Source organism: Sphingobacterium sp. UME9, assembly GCF_014170215.1.
GTDB classification, from domain to species: Bacteria; Bacteroidota; Bacteroidia; order Sphingobacteriales; family Sphingobacteriaceae; genus Sphingobacterium; species Sphingobacterium paramultivorum.
Genome location: NZ_LZZP01000006.1, coordinates 133234 through 147582, shown reverse-complemented (window position 1 = coordinate 147582; position 14349 = coordinate 133234). Strand labels below are relative to the sequence as shown.

At 37.8% G+C, this 14349-nt stretch carries 16 protein-coding genes; 13 read left to right on the top strand and 3 right to left on the bottom strand.

Features of this window, described 5'->3' with window-relative positions; translation table 11 throughout:
• The gene (locus tag A9970_RS12600; protein ID WP_046674316.1) at positions 1 to 369 is read right to left on the bottom strand and encodes a hypothetical protein; all 369 of its coding nucleotides are present in this window, start codon (positions 367 to 369) and stop codon (positions 1 to 3) included.
• 352 nt (positions 370 to 721) lie between these two features.
• Here A9970_RS12600 and A9970_RS12595 point away from each other — a divergent pair, with 352 nt between their 5' ends.
• The 7 genes from A9970_RS12595 (at position 722) to A9970_RS12565 (ending at position 6664) form a co-directional block, all read left to right on the top strand.
• On the top strand, positions 722 to 1531 hold the full coding sequence (locus tag A9970_RS12595; RefSeq protein WP_182982524.1) for a hypothetical protein: 810 nt from the start codon (positions 722 to 724) through the stop codon (positions 1529 to 1531).
• Positions 1532 to 1543: 12 nt separating this feature from the next.
• Positions 1544 to 2413 (top strand): hypothetical protein, encoded by an 870-nt coding sequence (locus A9970_RS12590; RefSeq protein ID WP_182982523.1) that lies wholly within the window; start codon positions 1544 to 1546, stop codon positions 2411 to 2413.
• A 219-nt stretch (positions 2414 to 2632) separates the two neighbouring features.
• Positions 2633 to 3511 (top strand): hypothetical protein, encoded by an 879-nt coding sequence (locus tag A9970_RS12585; protein ID WP_182982522.1) that lies wholly within the window; start codon positions 2633 to 2635, stop codon positions 3509 to 3511.
• A gap of 58 nt (positions 3512 to 3569) precedes the next feature.
• Positions 3570 to 4235, top strand: coding sequence for a hypothetical protein (locus tag A9970_RS12580; protein ID WP_182982521.1), 666 nt, complete (start codon positions 3570 to 3572; stop codon positions 4233 to 4235).
• Positions 4236 to 4238: 3 nt separating this feature from the next.
• Complete coding sequence (locus tag A9970_RS12575) at positions 4239 to 5114, top strand: hypothetical protein (protein WP_182982520.1); 876 nt, start codon at positions 4239 to 4241, stop codon at positions 5112 to 5114.
• A 10-nt stretch (positions 5115 to 5124) separates the two neighbouring features.
• The gene (locus A9970_RS12570) at positions 5125 to 5886 is read left to right on the top strand and encodes a tail fiber protein (protein WP_182982519.1); all 762 of its coding nucleotides are present in this window, start codon (positions 5125 to 5127) and stop codon (positions 5884 to 5886) included.
• 1 nt (position 5887) lies between these two features.
• On the top strand, positions 5888 to 6664 hold the full coding sequence (locus A9970_RS12565) for a hypothetical protein (RefSeq protein ID WP_182982518.1): 777 nt from the start codon (positions 5888 to 5890) through the stop codon (positions 6662 to 6664).
• Positions 6665 to 6799: 135 nt separating this feature from the next.
• On the opposite strand, the gene A9970_RS12560 is transcribed toward A9970_RS12565, so the two are convergent.
• Positions 6800 to 7465 carry a hypothetical protein gene (locus A9970_RS12560; RefSeq protein ID WP_182982517.1) on the bottom strand — a complete coding sequence of 222 codons (666 nt, stop codon included), beginning with the start codon at positions 7463 to 7465 and terminating at the stop codon, positions 6800 to 6802.
• A 407-nt stretch (positions 7466 to 7872) separates the two neighbouring features.
• On the opposite strand from A9970_RS12560, the gene A9970_RS12555 reads away from it, so the two are divergent.
• Together A9970_RS12555 and A9970_RS12550 are read left to right on the top strand one after the other, a co-directional pair.
• Entirely contained in the window at positions 7873 to 8622 is a 750-nt protein-coding gene (locus tag A9970_RS12555; protein ID WP_182982516.1) for a hypothetical protein, read from the top strand.
• Positions 8623 to 8626: 4 nt separating this feature from the next.
• On the top strand, positions 8627 to 9562 hold the full coding sequence (locus A9970_RS12550; protein ID WP_182982515.1) for a hypothetical protein: 936 nt from the start codon (positions 8627 to 8629) through the stop codon (positions 9560 to 9562).
• A gap of 49 nt (positions 9563 to 9611) precedes the next feature.
• Here the strand turns inward: A9970_RS12550 and A9970_RS12545 are convergent, their stop codons facing one another.
• Positions 9612 to 10616: a hypothetical protein gene (locus A9970_RS12545; RefSeq protein ID WP_182982514.1), complete on the bottom strand. Its 1005-nt coding sequence runs from the start codon at positions 10614 to 10616 to the stop codon at positions 9612 to 9614.
• 510 nt (positions 10617 to 11126) lie between these two features.
• Between A9970_RS12545 and A9970_RS12540 the strand changes: the two genes are divergently transcribed.
• The 4 genes from A9970_RS12540 (at position 11127) to A9970_RS12525 (ending at position 14343) form a co-directional block, all read left to right on the top strand.
• The gene (locus A9970_RS12540; protein WP_182982513.1) at positions 11127 to 11963 is read left to right on the top strand and encodes a hypothetical protein; all 837 of its coding nucleotides are present in this window, start codon (positions 11127 to 11129) and stop codon (positions 11961 to 11963) included.
• Positions 11964 to 12013: 50 nt separating this feature from the next.
• A complete protein-coding gene (locus A9970_RS12535; protein WP_182982512.1) occupies positions 12014 to 12979 on the top strand; it encodes a hypothetical protein in 966 nt (321 codons plus the stop codon).
• Positions 12980 to 13279: 300 nt separating this feature from the next.
• The gene (locus tag A9970_RS12530) at positions 13280 to 13780 is read left to right on the top strand and encodes an OmpH family outer membrane protein (protein WP_182982511.1); all 501 of its coding nucleotides are present in this window, start codon (positions 13280 to 13282) and stop codon (positions 13778 to 13780) included.
• A gap of 8 nt (positions 13781 to 13788) precedes the next feature.
• Entirely contained in the window at positions 13789 to 14343 is a 555-nt protein-coding gene (locus A9970_RS12525; RefSeq protein ID WP_182982510.1) for a hypothetical protein, read from the top strand.
• Positions 14344 to 14349: the final 6 nt, after the last annotated feature.

The window sequence follows — 14349 nt, the reverse complement described above, 5'->3', positions numbered from 1 at the left end:
TTATTTCAAGCTCGGCAAAATGGTGATCTGGCGTTGTTTGAAAAGACCTACACTGCCCGAATTTTCCGGTCGCACGCGCCAGGTATATTTTCCTGGACTTACTGTAAGATTAAGGTGATCCAATGTGGTTACCGTGTCTACTATTACTTTTTGAATAGAATCAAAGTTTGGACGTGCAATTTGAAGCCGATATTTGTCTGCGTCCTGGTGATTTTTCCAATAAAAGCTCACGACACTGTCTTGTGTGGAAAGGCTGTCCATCGGCGCCAATAGTTCGACACTTTCTTTCTCCAAAGGATATTCTATAAATTCGGAACAGGCGGCAAAGCAGCAGGAAAATAGTAGAAATATAGCTAAAAATCTTTTCATGTAATATTAATGCGTTAAGTGTTGTAAATCTACACAAAATTTTACTTAAAGGAGGGGGGCTGGGAATAAATAGATCGTTCTGTCTTTTAAATATAGGAGATAATTTTTAAGCATAATTGGCAGTAAGCTTTATATAATTAATTTAAAAATAATAATAAAGTATGTTTGTGAATTTATAAATTTGTATTTGTAAATATATTAATAATTTATTAACCTGTAGCGAGTTGTGTTTGTTTGAGGGAAAGTTAAGGTCTATTGCAATTAGGCTGAGGAGAGATGACAGGGGGCAGTTGCCGGAATCGGCTGGTGATCCATTCCGCATGACTTAAGCTAACCGAAATAAAAAAAACGTATGAATAAAATTCTAGTTTATCAGATCATTTTTCTGTTGCTTTTCTTAGTTGGTATTTCCAATTCAATGGCACAGACATCAACCTTTATCAAGACTGTGAGTGTAAGCGCTACGGCTAAGGTTGAACTTACAGATGCCGGTGGGCAACCATTGAAGGTTGGTGGCCTGTACCGTGTAAAACTAGCTGTTAGTCCGACAGGCACGCGCACCGGTGCTGAATATCTGGTGTGGTACGACTCCCCGACAACAACTTGGCAAATCAGGGCAGTTGCACTCGCAGGCTCAACTTCCAATCATCCTTTGCTTATCGTGGAGGATAATGTTGTTAAAGTGTATACCAATCATGCTAACGGGTATGCTGTTAAAGTATTTGTTGAATTTTACGATACAGGCAATGGTACCGTTGTGCCGCAATTTTTTGGTTCATCTTTTCAGTGGCAGCGTAATGCCGCCAGTTTATTTTATTTGGATGGTAATGTCGGTGTTGGGACTGGATCTCCCACAGAAAAACTGTCAGTAAAGGGTAAAATACGGGCGCAGGAAATTAAAGTTGAGACAGCCAATTGGCCCGACTATGTGTTCAAGAAAGATTACGGATTAAGGAGTTTGGATTCATTGCGGTTGTTTATACAGGAAAATGGTCATCTACCGGAAGTACCGAATGCTGAGAGTGCGGAAAGCGAGGGAATATCTTTAGGCGAAATGAATAAGGTGTTGTTGAAGAAAATTGAGGAGCTTACTTTATATTTACTGGAAAAGGATAAAGAGATAGCGGAAATAAAAAAGGAACTTGGAAAGACTAAAAATTAAAATTTATGAAGCATGAAGAATATGTCGAGAAATATTGCGGGAATTGTTGTTTTTGTAATCCTGCTTTGGAGCAAGACTACAAATGCACAACATTTTTATGAGAAATCATTTACTATTACCTTTAATACAGGGGCTAAAATAGTTTCTTATATCAATATTCCTACAGGTAATCAGGTATCGGGCAATATAGAAATCCAATTGACTGGTGGGTATAATAATCAATTAAATAGGGGCGTATTAACGAAACGGATTGACATTGTTTATGCGGGTACCCCAACGGCTTATTTAAATCAAAGCAGTGAAATTGTTGCTGCAAGCGAGCCTTTGGCTGCGCAGTGGGCAATCGGTGATTTCGATCCCGTGAACTCAAGGATACCGATTTATCATCTCGTTTCTACATCAAATATGCTGGGCGTTAAAGTTAAGTTTCATGTATTGCATTCGGCATTAATTGAAAGTTTACCTACGGGACTTACGATGACGGCGCCTGCTGTGGAAGATAATACAGCGGCTCGTTCATTCCGTAGCTTTACTGAAAGTCGTATAGGTATAGGAACGAGCAGCCCGGAGTATAAATTGGATATTGTTGGTACAGCAAGAGCACATGAAATTCGTGTGAATACCCAAAAAACGGCAGATTTTGTGTTTGATCCCAGCTACCAGCTACCGGTATTGGATTCGGTCAAAACTTTTATTCAAGAAAATAGACACCTACCAGGCATTCCGAGTGCTAAACAGATGGAGAGAGATGGTATTAATGTGGGTAGTCTGCAGATTGATCTATTGCAAAAAATCGAGGAACTCACCTTACATCTTATTCAAGCAACTGAACGAATTAATGCACAAGAAAGGCGTATTAAAGAATTAGAAAATAGAATGTAATCTCGAAAACGAGTTGCATTGATCTTCAAAGGCTTTTTTTATTTTAAACCATGACTAATAGCATAGGTGACTAATATCTGGTGAACGAACTATAATTTAACAAGAAAATAATTTTGCATATTTTGCTAAATAGTTTAATTTTGATTAGAATAAATTCTCTTGATAACCTTGTGAGGATGTATTTCTCAGCTTAAAATTAACTTATTTTATTTTCTAAACGTGATTACCAGGTATTTAATTGCTCTTTTGAGTCTACTGGCCTCCCTACAGGTGGAAGCTCAGCATTTTTTTGAAAAATCTTTTCAAACGTCGTTTAATCAGGGTGTATCCAATGAGGTTTGTTATATACAGATTCCTCCGAATGTTAATCTTTATGGAACAATAGAAATAAAGGTTACGGGCGGATATAATAACCAGTTAAATAGGGGAGTTTTAGTGAAGCGTATCGATATTGTATATAATGGTACTTCTCAAAACTACTTAAGCCAGTCTAGTGAAGTTACAGAATCTTCCGAACCATTTTCATCCTATTGGGCTATCGGAGATTTTGATCCGGTAAACTCGCGAATACCGATATATCACCTCAATAATATACACAACAATATTAATGTCAAAATAAAGATGCAGTTGCTGCATGAGCTTTCGATACCTGTTTTGCAATCGGGTCTCACATTGTCTAATCCTCTAGTTGGCACTGGAGGAGTTGGACGTCAATATCGTCATTTCAATGATCAGCGGATCGGAATAGGTACTACCAGCCCCGAGTATAGATTGGATATTGTCGGAACAGTGAGAGCACATGAAATTCGCGTGAATACCCAAAAAACGGCCGACTTTGTATTTGAACCTGATTACCAGCTCCCTGATCTTGATTCAGTGAAAATGTTTATTCAGGAAAACAAACATTTGCCAGGTATCCCGAGTGCTAAACAGATGGAAAAAGAAGGTGTCAATGTCGGCAATCTTCAGATTGATTTATTGCAAAAGATAGAAGAGCTCACCTTGCATCTTATTCGAGCAACAGAGCGGGCCGAACATCAGGAAAAAAGAATTGCGGAACAAGAAAAACGGATCAAGGAATTGGAAAATCGACTGTAAGTATTGCCACAAATCTTTGAGATTTATAAAAATCTATAACCAATTTAATAATAAGATAATGAATAAGATGGTCGTGCTCGTCCTAAGCTTGATAAGCTTCCAGTATGGCAAAGCACAAAACAATAGTTTTCCAACTACAGGTTCAGTAGGTATAGGAACTACTACACCGCTGTCCAAACTAGAAGTAAGGGGTGGCAATTTTTTGATTAAGAATCTATCGAATACGGCCGGTGAATCTGTACCCATGATCAGTCAGTCTTTGAGTTTTGGCGATTACACGACGTATGGTACTTCAATCAATACGTTTACGGAAAGTGCTGATTATAATGCGTATGGTTTACAAATACTCACACAAGAGACGTATGCAACCGGATTAACTGAAAAGTTGAGGGTGATGCCCAACGGAAATGTTGGAATAGGCAGTAAAAACCCACTGGCCAAATTAAGCGTAGAAGGAAATATATTGGCTAAAGAAATAAAGGTCAAAACGGATATTGCTGTGCCCGATTATGTTTTTGAGGCCGAATATAAGTTACCCAGTCTTCCAGATCTCGAACAATATGTGAAGTTAAATAAACATTTGCCTGAAGTGCCATCCGCTAAGGAGATCGAAAAGAATGGCTTGGACTTGGCAGAAATGAATCTCCATGCTATCGAGAATGAAAAGAAACGGAATGAACTAGAGGCAAAGGTGTCGAAGCTGGAGCAACTTTTAACCAAATAAAACATGAAGAGCTTTTTTTGTTTACTTATACTATTAGGAGGGGCTGGTTTGGTTAATGCCCAGACGAACGTTTTTCCGACCACAGGAAGTGTTGGAATAGGCACAACCAGTCCCGCCGATAAATTGGAGGTCGCAGGTGGATTTATGAGATCGGGCAACTCTTCATTTGGAAACTTTAATTTTCAATCGCCGAAAGGCTTTGTAAATTTTGGAGGGGATAATCATGGATCCCTGATTGTTGGGTCAAACATATACATCGATAATTCTGTTCAGTTAAGCACAAATTTGCGCATCGCAAATACTCACCCAACAATGGCGGGTGCTGGAATTTTACTGCCTGGAAATGGGCAGTATTTTCAAGGATCCATTATTTTTCATACCAGTGAACCCGGGCCTACTACGGTAGAGAAACCATTTTATAGTCCAAGGATGATTGTACATGCCAACGGAAATATTGGGATTGGTACAATGGTTCCACAAGCCAAATTAGCAGTTGATGGGAATATATTGGCCAAAGAAATTAAAGTCAAAACAGATATTACTGTTCCAGACTATGTTTTCGAACCGGATTACGAGCTTAACAGCTTGGCCTATATTGCCGATTACGTTAAAACCAATAAGCATCTTCCAGAAATTCCATCTGCGAAAGAAATTAAAAAGGATGGTCTAGATCTGGCTGAAATGAATCTGCTTTTACTGAAAAAAGTGGAAGAACTGACTCTCCATGCTATTCAACAAGATAAAGAAATAAAGAGCCAGAGTTTGAAATCAATGGAACAGAAAAACTTGTTAGAAGAGCAGCGTAAGGAAATTGCAGACATGAAGCGAATCGGAAAACTGTTGGAACAACGTATCAATCAATTAGAATCAAAAAAGTAATTTAATAATAATGAATAAATATCTTAGCCTATTCTCTTTTCTGATTAGTTTTTCAGCTTTTGGACAGACGAATACTTTTCCTACCAGTGGAAATGTGGGAATCGGCACTACTGCGCCACTGAACCCATTGACAATCGCAACTCCAGCAAATAGTACAACAAGTACTATTAAGATTGGAAAGTCAGGCGATTCGGGAAATATCAATGTGCCTTTGGGTAGTAGCACAGGTGGTTACAACCTAGATTTTACGACGTGGCGGGACTATAATCCAGATTACGTTGGTGCTCGAATTCGTGCAGAGAGGATTAATACATGGGTCGCAAATAATGCATTAATTCAATCGATGGACCTTGTTTTTTCAACGGGTGGTCCGGTAGATTATAGCCCACTTGCAGAACAATTTCGTATCAAATATAATGGTAATGTGGGTATCGGTACTCCTAATCCGCCAGAGAAACTCTCTGTCAAAGGTAAGATCCAAGCAGAAGAGATTAGAGTGACCACAGCAGTTACTGATTGGCCGGATTACGTTTTTGAGGAAGGATATAAACTGCCAAACTTAGATGAATTGGAGTCATTTGTCAAATCAGAAAAACACCTTCCAGAAGTACCTTCAGCTCAGGATATTCAAGAAAAAGGTATTGAACTAGGTGAAATGAATAAGGTTCTTTTAAAGAAGATTGAGGAGCTCACTATGTATGTAATCCAACAACAAAAGGAAATTAAAGACCTGCAAACCAAAATATCAGCTCATCCAATCATAAAAAATTAATATGAAGAGAATTAGAATTTTATTTGCACTATTGGCTTCCACGGCCATTTTTACAGCACAGGCCCAAAATACATTTCCTACGAATGGAAATGTTGGTATTGGTATTTCAACACCTGGGGCTGCTTTACATCTTAAAACCAATGGCTCAGCTGCCTATCCTTCGATGGCTAGTCGTGGTAATATTATGCAGCTTTTTCAAGCAGATAACAATGGTCTTGAAATAGGTGTTTCCAACGGTCTTAATACCCGAAAGGCATGGCTCCTGGCACGTCATCTCTCTGTGCCTGAATTTGGACAATATTATTCTACATTACATTTGCAACCGAAGATTGACAATATGGGACTTTATCGGGGAGTAGCTATGGGATATGAGGCATATGCCGACGTTCCTTATGGTGTGGGGTTAGCAGTGGAGGGAAATGTTGGTATCGGAACAATTAATCCCCAGGACAAACTTTCTGTAAACGGCAAAATACGTGCACATGAGATTCGGGTAACGACTGCAGTAGCGGATTGGCCAGATTATGTTTTCAAGGCGGATTATAAAATACCTCTTTTATCGGAGACTGAGCAGTTTATAAAGACATATGGCCATCTTCCGGATGTTCCCAAAGCTGAGGATGTAGAATCAAACGGCCTATCGCTGGGCGAGATGAATAAAATACTTTTGAAGAAGATCGAAGAGATGACGCTGATTATTATTGAAAAAGATAAACAGCTTAGCTCACAACAGCAGCAGATAAATGAGATAAAAAAATTCGTAGGCTTAAAAGATTAGCTTGTTCCCAAATTGGGTTTGTATGTTTTAATACTTCAATGACCACAATCTGTTACAGAGTACAATCGGATAACACAATTTAAAAACTATCCGATTGTACTGTTTTTGGTATAGCGGTTTTATTTCAGAAGCCTGTTACAATTTCGCTTTTATCTGTTTGACTTCATCCCTAAGTTCTTCCATTTCTTTTTCTTTCTTGATCAGATGTAATGTCAATTCTTCTATTTTTTGAAGTAATAAAATGTTCATTTGACCGAGTTCAATCCCATTTTTTACCATATTTTCAGCAGATGGTACAGCTGGAAGATGCTTGTTGTTGCTAATAAATGTTTCGATCTCTTTTAGAGAGGGCAGTTGATAGTTTTCACTAAAAACAAAATCAGCCCCAGTCGTTGTGGCTACTTTTATTTCCGTCGCTGCAATTCCGCCTTTTACGGTCAGTAATGCGTTGGGATCCGAATTTTCGGTTCCAATATTTACCTTGCCACCCGATGTTTGGATAAGAAGTGGCTTTTCGTCCAATCCAGCTAAATAAAAACCATATTTTAAGGATTGCAATATGAATCTATTTTCCCCTCCGGGGCTATGTATTTCCATAAGCGAGCGATCGCCAGCACCATTTTTTATCAAAATACCGGGTTGTGCAATGTGTAGGTTACCCGTACCTGAGCCAATGTGAAGTAGTGCTGTTGGATAGGTGTTTCCTATACCTACATTGCCATTTGCCGGTAAAATATTGGTCTGCGCCAAGGATACCTTTCCGGTACTGAGTACCATCAAGAAAGCCAGTATTTTTTTCATACTAATAGGATTGTTAATCTTGAATAACGTTGTTTATGGTATTTTCTTCTCATGCTATATCGCCTACGAAGCGGAAAATAACGAAGTATGTCGCAAAATAAAAAAAAAGCAACCGAGTAAGCTAAATATTTAATCTAAATTTTAAGAAAAAGCACAACTTATATTGTTTATGATTTAATATGGATGGTGTTTTTTTATATTTGAATATCTTTTACTTTTTTTTAAAATTAATAAAAGATCTAGCCATATTGATATTGCATTTTTGGAAATAATAATGCTCGTTCAATTTATATTGCTTTTTTTACCTATTAAATAAATTGAATCAGTAATTGCATAAAGTTCTATTAACCAGATAGTATATTTTACGAATCAATGGAATTTATAAAAAATACACATTTAAATAATCAATGATGAACATCAAATTTATTTTATTGACCTTTTCGGTTTTAACATTTTGTAGCGCACAGGTTTATTCCCAATCAAATACATTTCCTAGTTCTGGAGATGCGGGGATAGGGGTGCTTAATCCCTCTTCCTATTTTCATGGTGGGAACAACAGGGTTATGGAAATTTTTAACAATAATACTACCTTGCATAGTCAGTCTCATATTGTACTAAGCTCTGGCGCCTTGATGCGGGAGAGTTCAATCGGTACAATCTCTTGGGTATCTCGAAATTCATCGGGGTTTAAAGGGGTGGCCTATATCGGCGGGCTACAGGCTACAGATGCAACAACGAATGCAATGGGTAACTTGGTTTTTGCAACCTCTAATGGATCTTATTTTAATAAAATCACCATGGACCCCAACGGTAATTTGGGGATTGGTATTGAGACACCGGGTGAGAAACTTTCCGTCAATGGAAATATCCGTGCGCGAGAGATTAAAGTAGAGACTAGCAACTGGCCTGATTATGTTTTTAAACCGAGCTATAACTTGATCCCATTACATGAAACTGAGCAATTTATTCTGACAAATGGACATCTTCCGGGTGTTCCCAAAGCTGAGGATGTAGAATCAAACGGCCTGTCGCTGGGCGAGATGAATAAAATACTGTTGAAGAAGATCGAAGAGTTAACCCTGCATGTGATCGAACTGGACAAATCGAATAGAAAACAGCAAGATCTTATTGAAACACTACAAAAGAAAGTTAAATAGCAATATGAAATATTTAAAGCTTAGATTTTTTATCCTCACGATAGTCTTTGCATTATTTTGGAGCGTACTAAACGCACAAGTTACGACGCTCTCTGGAGATTATGTCCATAAGGTGATTAATTCAACCGAAAATGCGGACTATACCAAATCGTTGATTCTATTGCATGAAATTTATGATGGTACGCTGATTTCCGACAATTACTTGGTCGGTACAATTGCAGCCCGACGGGGGAGTACGAGTGCGGGAAATAGATTAAATGTGGCTAATATCAATAGTTCGTCAGCCTATAGCTCGACCTATGCTAACCTCATCTCGAATGATGAGGCTGATTATCTGTGGAAGCTTAAAACATGCCGATACAACGGTAAAAAATATCTTGCTTTGGAAGTACCTTATTTGGCTGCTTATCATCAGAATGGGTTTCAGTTTGTAGGCTGGGTTAAATCGTCGGCGCTCAGTTTGGAATTTGTTACCTATGAAAAGAATGGAATAGCGCAAAATACCAGCATTTTGAAAGAGATAACAGATTTTGTTCCCAATAGAAAGATCAGCAATCATGTGTCTCGATTTAATGTACTGGGAAAAGTGGGGATAGGGACAGATGATCCACAGGCTGATCTGGCGGTAAATGGTGATATTTTAGCAAAGCAAATAAAAGTTAAGACGGATATTACCGTGCCAGACTATGTATTCGAGCCTGGGTATAAAATGAATACGTTAGAGCAGATCGAAGAGTTTGTTAAAACGCATAAACATCTTCCAGAAATTCCGTCTGCCAAGGAGGTAGCGGCCGATGGTTTGGATTTGGCAAAAATGAATCTATTGTTACTGAAAAAGATGGAAGAGATGACTTTGCAGATGATTCAGATGAATAAGACATTAGTGAAACAGACTGAGGAACTCAAGCAATTGAAAGAGAATCGTTCTATGGTTCGATAGATAATCCAAGGGCTTCAAACAGGGTTGGAACCCTTGGATTATTCAATGATCATTGTATACCAATAGGTTGATTAGTTGATTTCGCGGGAAGATGATTATTGATTAATTCTTTTAATGCACTGATTTCTCTGTCTTGTTGCTCTATATGCTTTTTTGTTTGGATAGCATGAAGAGTCAGTTCCTCTATCTTCTTCAATAATACTTTATTGAGTTCACCCAATTCGATGCCGCTGGATTCCACTTCGCTAGCAGTAGGAACCTCAGGTAAATGTCCCTTGTTTTTAATATACTGTTCGATTTCGGATAAAGGTTTTAAATCATAATCTGCTTTAAATACATAATCTGGCCAATCAGCGGTTGCGGTTGTTACCCTGATTTCATGTGCGCGTATTTTACCATTTACGGAAAGTTTGTCCTGTGGATTTTTGGTTCCGATTCCTAAATTACCTTGCGAAATATAATGATTGTCGATTCCTTCGACGCGTAAGCTGCCTGTCGTCCACATTGGCGTATTGGCCATGGTTTGTGCAGTGAAATCAGGTATAACAGTCCCGGACGTGTTACCGAAAGCTATTTCGGCGTAATTCGCTACCGAAGCTACTTCATTATAGGTATAAGTCACTTTCACCCGACAGGAAATATAGGCTTTGATTTTCAACATAACGGGAATTTTTGCGTTCGGATATCCTGAATATTGGGTAGCTAGATTTGATCCCGTTCCAAATGCTACTGCAAATTCGTGGCTGCCGAAGTTTTCTACCTGATAGAGCTGCCCCGTCCCGTAGTTGGCTCCTTTACCGTAGCCAAAGTTGATGACATATTTGGCGTAAGCAGGTGAATAAAAATCCTGGAAAACTTCTACGATCACACTTGCGCCATTTTGCCAGTGATGGGTATTGTAAGATAGATCAAACAATTTGAATTCGCGTGCCTGGTTATCAGAAGACGAAAAGTCTCCGAGGTTTTTTGTTTTAATACCAGCTTCTTGACCGCTTAAGGTATTAAGGCAAATGAATAGTGCCGATAATAGTGTTAAAATGTTAATACTTTTCATAAATTGTTAATTTTTGCAAAGATATATAATTGTTTTTCTCTCTATTGTTTTAGTTTAGTTGTAATTATCTTATGAAGAATGTTTTTTGTTTATTTTATGGTTTAATCCGCTTTGTTACACTGTTTTGTGTGTTTTATGATATTTTGTACCTTTTCTATTTGAGTGCCTTTAATTTCTTTTATAATCTCTTTATGGTTTTTTAATAAAAACTTTTTAATTCTTAAGGATTGTTTGTTGGGAAATATGTAATTTCGGCCATTCGTTTAAAATGCAGTGTGAAATATTTTAATCGGACGTCAGCTTAACTATTAACTTGTGGTATTATCTTTTTTTGATAATGTTAGCTATGTACGTATTTAACGTTTTAAATCTGAATGATTTCTGTTCGAAGTGCTGAAACCAATTAATTCTTTAGTATTTCTAGATAATTGGGGCTTGTATTTCTTTAAATACCTTTTAATAGTAGCTATCAATGGAATAAACGAAAATTAGCTATATAAATGCCAACATATGAAAAGAATATTAACCTTATTGGCTGCCGCGTGTATGGCAGTTTCTGCCTATGGACAGGCATATGAATTCCGTTATAACGGTGCTGCGGATGTTATTTTTTCCTATCCACCACGAGGATCAGGGGGGAGGGCATTTGTGCATGATATGAGTAATGTGCTCACGATCAATTATGAAGGAGATTTTACGAATGGAGTTAAAATAGGAAACTCATTTTGGGTTGCCAATAATGGTACGCTGAATACGTTAAGTGACGCAGGCATAGGTACTTCGATAATAGAAAATAGTGAAGGTTGGAACAGGGTTTTGCAAGTGCAGGGGATTGGACATGCAAAAGCTATTGTAACCACAAACAACATTCAGAGTGGACTTTGGTCCCATGATGTTGGCTGGTATGGTGCTCTCGCGGGTGGTATGGTCGGCACACGAAGCAATCATCCCTTTTCCATTATTACCAATCAGACAGCTAAGGTTACAATCCTTCCCAATGGAAATATGGGCATAGGTACGTCAAATCCGCAGGCGAAGTTGTCCGTGGACGGCAATATTTTGGCAAAAGAAATAAAAATTAAGACAGATATCAATGTTCCAGATTATGTTTTTGAACCTGATTATCAGTTAAAAAGTTTAGCGGAAATTGAAAGCTATATCAAAGCAAATAAACATTTGCCAGAGGTACCTTCGGCCAAAGAGATTCAAGCGGATGGACTGGATGTAGCTGGCATGAATCTACTTTTGCTCAAAAAGGTGGAAGAAATGACTTTACACCTAATTGAAAAAGATAAAATAATCAATCGGATTATGGAAAGACTTGAAAAGTTGGAATCGACAAAGTAATCCAAAACTACGCATGAATTAATCAAAAAAATAATAAGAAGTTATCAATTATGAAAAGAAAATCGTTGCTCGCAACTTTATTGACTGTTGCTAGTTTTCAGCTGTATCAAGCTCAGGCGCAAACCTCTTTTAATGGTATCAATATCAACAATGGACAAGATTTGGTCTTCAAGGGTTTCAGTAATGGGGTAAATGATCCTACTGATGCCGGAGATGTTGTTTTTCAAAAAGCGAATGGCGATGAACTTACACGTATTAGAAGCTTATATGATGTCGCTACCGGGCTGGCATCGATTTGCTTTTCAAGTAGCCCCCTGATTAATACCACTTTTTTATTCACGGGTGAAGGAAATCTTGGTATTGGTAGTTCAGTTCCCCGAACTCGATTGGATGTTCAGCCACCTTTAGGAAATATTTCAACGGGAGTTTTCCGTTCAAATGGTGAGCAGTCTTGGGGGCATGCCTTAGCTTTGGTAACCGACAAAGCGGCTGGTGATGATCCAAAGTTATTATTCAGTTACCGTAACCGTACAAAACAATGGGCCATTGGCGGAACCCAGAATTCAACTACGTTTAATATTATGGAGGATGGTGGAGATGGTTTTCATGGAAGTGGTTTTGGGGCCGCTAGATTGACCGTGATGCCGGGGGGAAATGTCGGTATCGGAACTAGTAATCCGCAGGCTAAATTGGCTGTTGAAGGCAATATTCTGGCAAAAGAGATCAAGATTAAAACAGATATCAATGTGCCCGACTATGTTTTTGAACCTGATTATAATTTAAAGAGTCTCGAGGAAATTGAAAGCTATGTCAAAGCAAATAAACATTTGCCTGAGATACCTTCGGCTAAACAGATCCAAGCTGAGGGGCTCGATTTGGCCGAGATGAATTTACTCTTGCTTAAAAAGGTGGAGGAAATGACTTTACAGCTTATTCAAATGAATAATGAGATGAAAAAACAGGCCGATAAAATTGATAGGCAAGCGGTGAAAATACAGTTGTTGGAAAATAAATAATGATTAATCATCTATCGATTTGTTTTAGGAGATAATTTGATTATTTACAGTAAAAAAGTAATAAGTGAGATGGTGAAGTTTTTTATTGTCTAATGAGATAGAATATCTTTTTGTAATAAATAGCTACCTTATGATAGAAAATTAACCACCTATTTTCTAGGATGTTGGGTTTTATTTATATTGTTTATTTTTTTTGTTTGTAATTTGAAAGTTTGTTTTTTTATTTTTGAATTAATATTTAGTTTCGTGAGTTTCTCATCTAACTAGACCTATTTTTAAAGTATTATAGTATATCATTTTATGAAAAGTATCCAAGCGCTATGGGCGTGTTTTATCCTCGTATTGGGATTGTGTGTTTATTTATTGTTCTTCAAAGGTGAAAAGATCGCTTATGTCGAGTCTACCCGTATATTTCAGGAGTATAAGGGAGCAAAAGTTGAACGCGAGAAACTTGAAGCAAAAGGAAAAGAGTTTAAACTTAAAATCGATACGCTGAATTTCGAAGTGCGTGAGGCTATTATTAAGTATGATGGCCAATCAGATAATAATGCCAAACAGATTATTCAGCTTAAGCAGAAACAGCTTAATGATTATCAGCGTAGCGTACAGGAAAGTTTTCAGTCGGAAGAATCAGCGGTAATGGCAAAACTTGCTGCCGAATTAAATGCATTCCTAAAAGATTATGGTAAACGCAACGGATACAAATTTATCTTTATTGCCAACCCATCAGGCACCATCGCCTATGCAGCTGACGGAACCAACGTCACCGACGATGTTCTGAAAGAGATTAACAGTAAGTAAACCTCATCATGCGAAGTTTATTCATTTTATTTATTTCCTTGACTTTTTTTAGTTGTGGAAATCCTCCAAAACAGTTTACTACCGTTAACGATGGTCTTCAATATATCTCTGAAAGTAAACATGGTTTTGTGAAAGACACACTTTTGGGGAACGGTGTGGAAGTTAAAATACAGTTACTACCAGCATCTCTCGTTCAAAAAAGCAATAATCCCGGTAAGCAAAAGTATTTCAGTATACAGTTTTCGCTCAAAGGACATGAGTTGCTAGCGCAGCTTCCGCGGGAAGAGTATGGCGCTTATGTGCAGCTTTTTTCTTTTGGCATGGAACGATATATCTTTCTTCAGTCAGAATCAGGGAAGGAATATCCTGCCAGTATGGTCAGTTATCAACCTACCTATAACATGGGTAAAAGTAATGAGCTTATAGTTGTTTTTAACGAAGATTTTTCCTCTTGTAAAGCACTTAAATTAGTCGTAAAAGAATTTGGATTAAATATTGGGCAAATTGATTTTCCGCTAGATCTGGCAAAATTTAATTATTCGCCTACTATTGAACAATTATAATATTAA

Excerpts from the sequence above, each read along its gene's own strand:
- A9970_RS12600 (WP_046674316.1), bottom strand. The coding sequence starts at position 369 with ATGAAAAGATTTTTAGCTATATTTCTACTATTTTCCTGCTGCTTTGCC.
- A9970_RS12595 (WP_182982524.1), top strand. The coding sequence starts at position 722 with ATGAATAAAATTCTAGTTTATCAGATCATTTTTCTGTTGCTTTTCTTA.
- A9970_RS12590 (WP_182982523.1), top strand. The coding sequence starts at position 1,544 with ATGAAGAATATGTCGAGAAATATTGCGGGAATTGTTGTTTTTGTAATC.
- A9970_RS12580 (WP_182982521.1), top strand. The coding sequence starts at position 3,570 with ATGAATAAGATGGTCGTGCTCGTCCTAAGCTTGATAAGCTTCCAGTAT.
- A9970_RS12575 (WP_182982520.1), top strand. The coding sequence starts at position 4,239 with ATGAAGAGCTTTTTTTGTTTACTTATACTATTAGGAGGGGCTGGTTTG.
- A9970_RS12570 (WP_182982519.1), top strand. The coding sequence starts at position 5,125 with ATGAATAAATATCTTAGCCTATTCTCTTTTCTGATTAGTTTTTCAGCT.
- A9970_RS12565 (WP_182982518.1), top strand. The coding sequence starts at position 5,888 with ATGAAGAGAATTAGAATTTTATTTGCACTATTGGCTTCCACGGCCATT.
- A9970_RS12560 (WP_182982517.1), bottom strand. The coding sequence starts at position 7,465 with ATGAAAAAAATACTGGCTTTCTTGATGGTACTCAGTACCGGAAAGGTA.
- A9970_RS12555 (WP_182982516.1), top strand. The coding sequence starts at position 7,873 with ATGATGAACATCAAATTTATTTTATTGACCTTTTCGGTTTTAACATTT.
- A9970_RS12550 (WP_182982515.1), top strand. The coding sequence starts at position 8,627 with ATGAAATATTTAAAGCTTAGATTTTTTATCCTCACGATAGTCTTTGCA.
- A9970_RS12545 (WP_182982514.1), bottom strand. The coding sequence starts at position 10,616 with ATGAAAAGTATTAACATTTTAACACTATTATCGGCACTATTCATTTGC.
- A9970_RS12540 (WP_182982513.1), top strand. The coding sequence starts at position 11,127 with ATGAAAAGAATATTAACCTTATTGGCTGCCGCGTGTATGGCAGTTTCT.
- A9970_RS12535 (WP_182982512.1), top strand. The coding sequence starts at position 12,014 with ATGAAAAGAAAATCGTTGCTCGCAACTTTATTGACTGTTGCTAGTTTT.
- A9970_RS12530 (WP_182982511.1), top strand. The coding sequence starts at position 13,280 with ATGAAAAGTATCCAAGCGCTATGGGCGTGTTTTATCCTCGTATTGGGA.
- A9970_RS12525 (WP_182982510.1), top strand. The coding sequence starts at position 13,789 with ATGCGAAGTTTATTCATTTTATTTATTTCCTTGACTTTTTTTAGTTGT.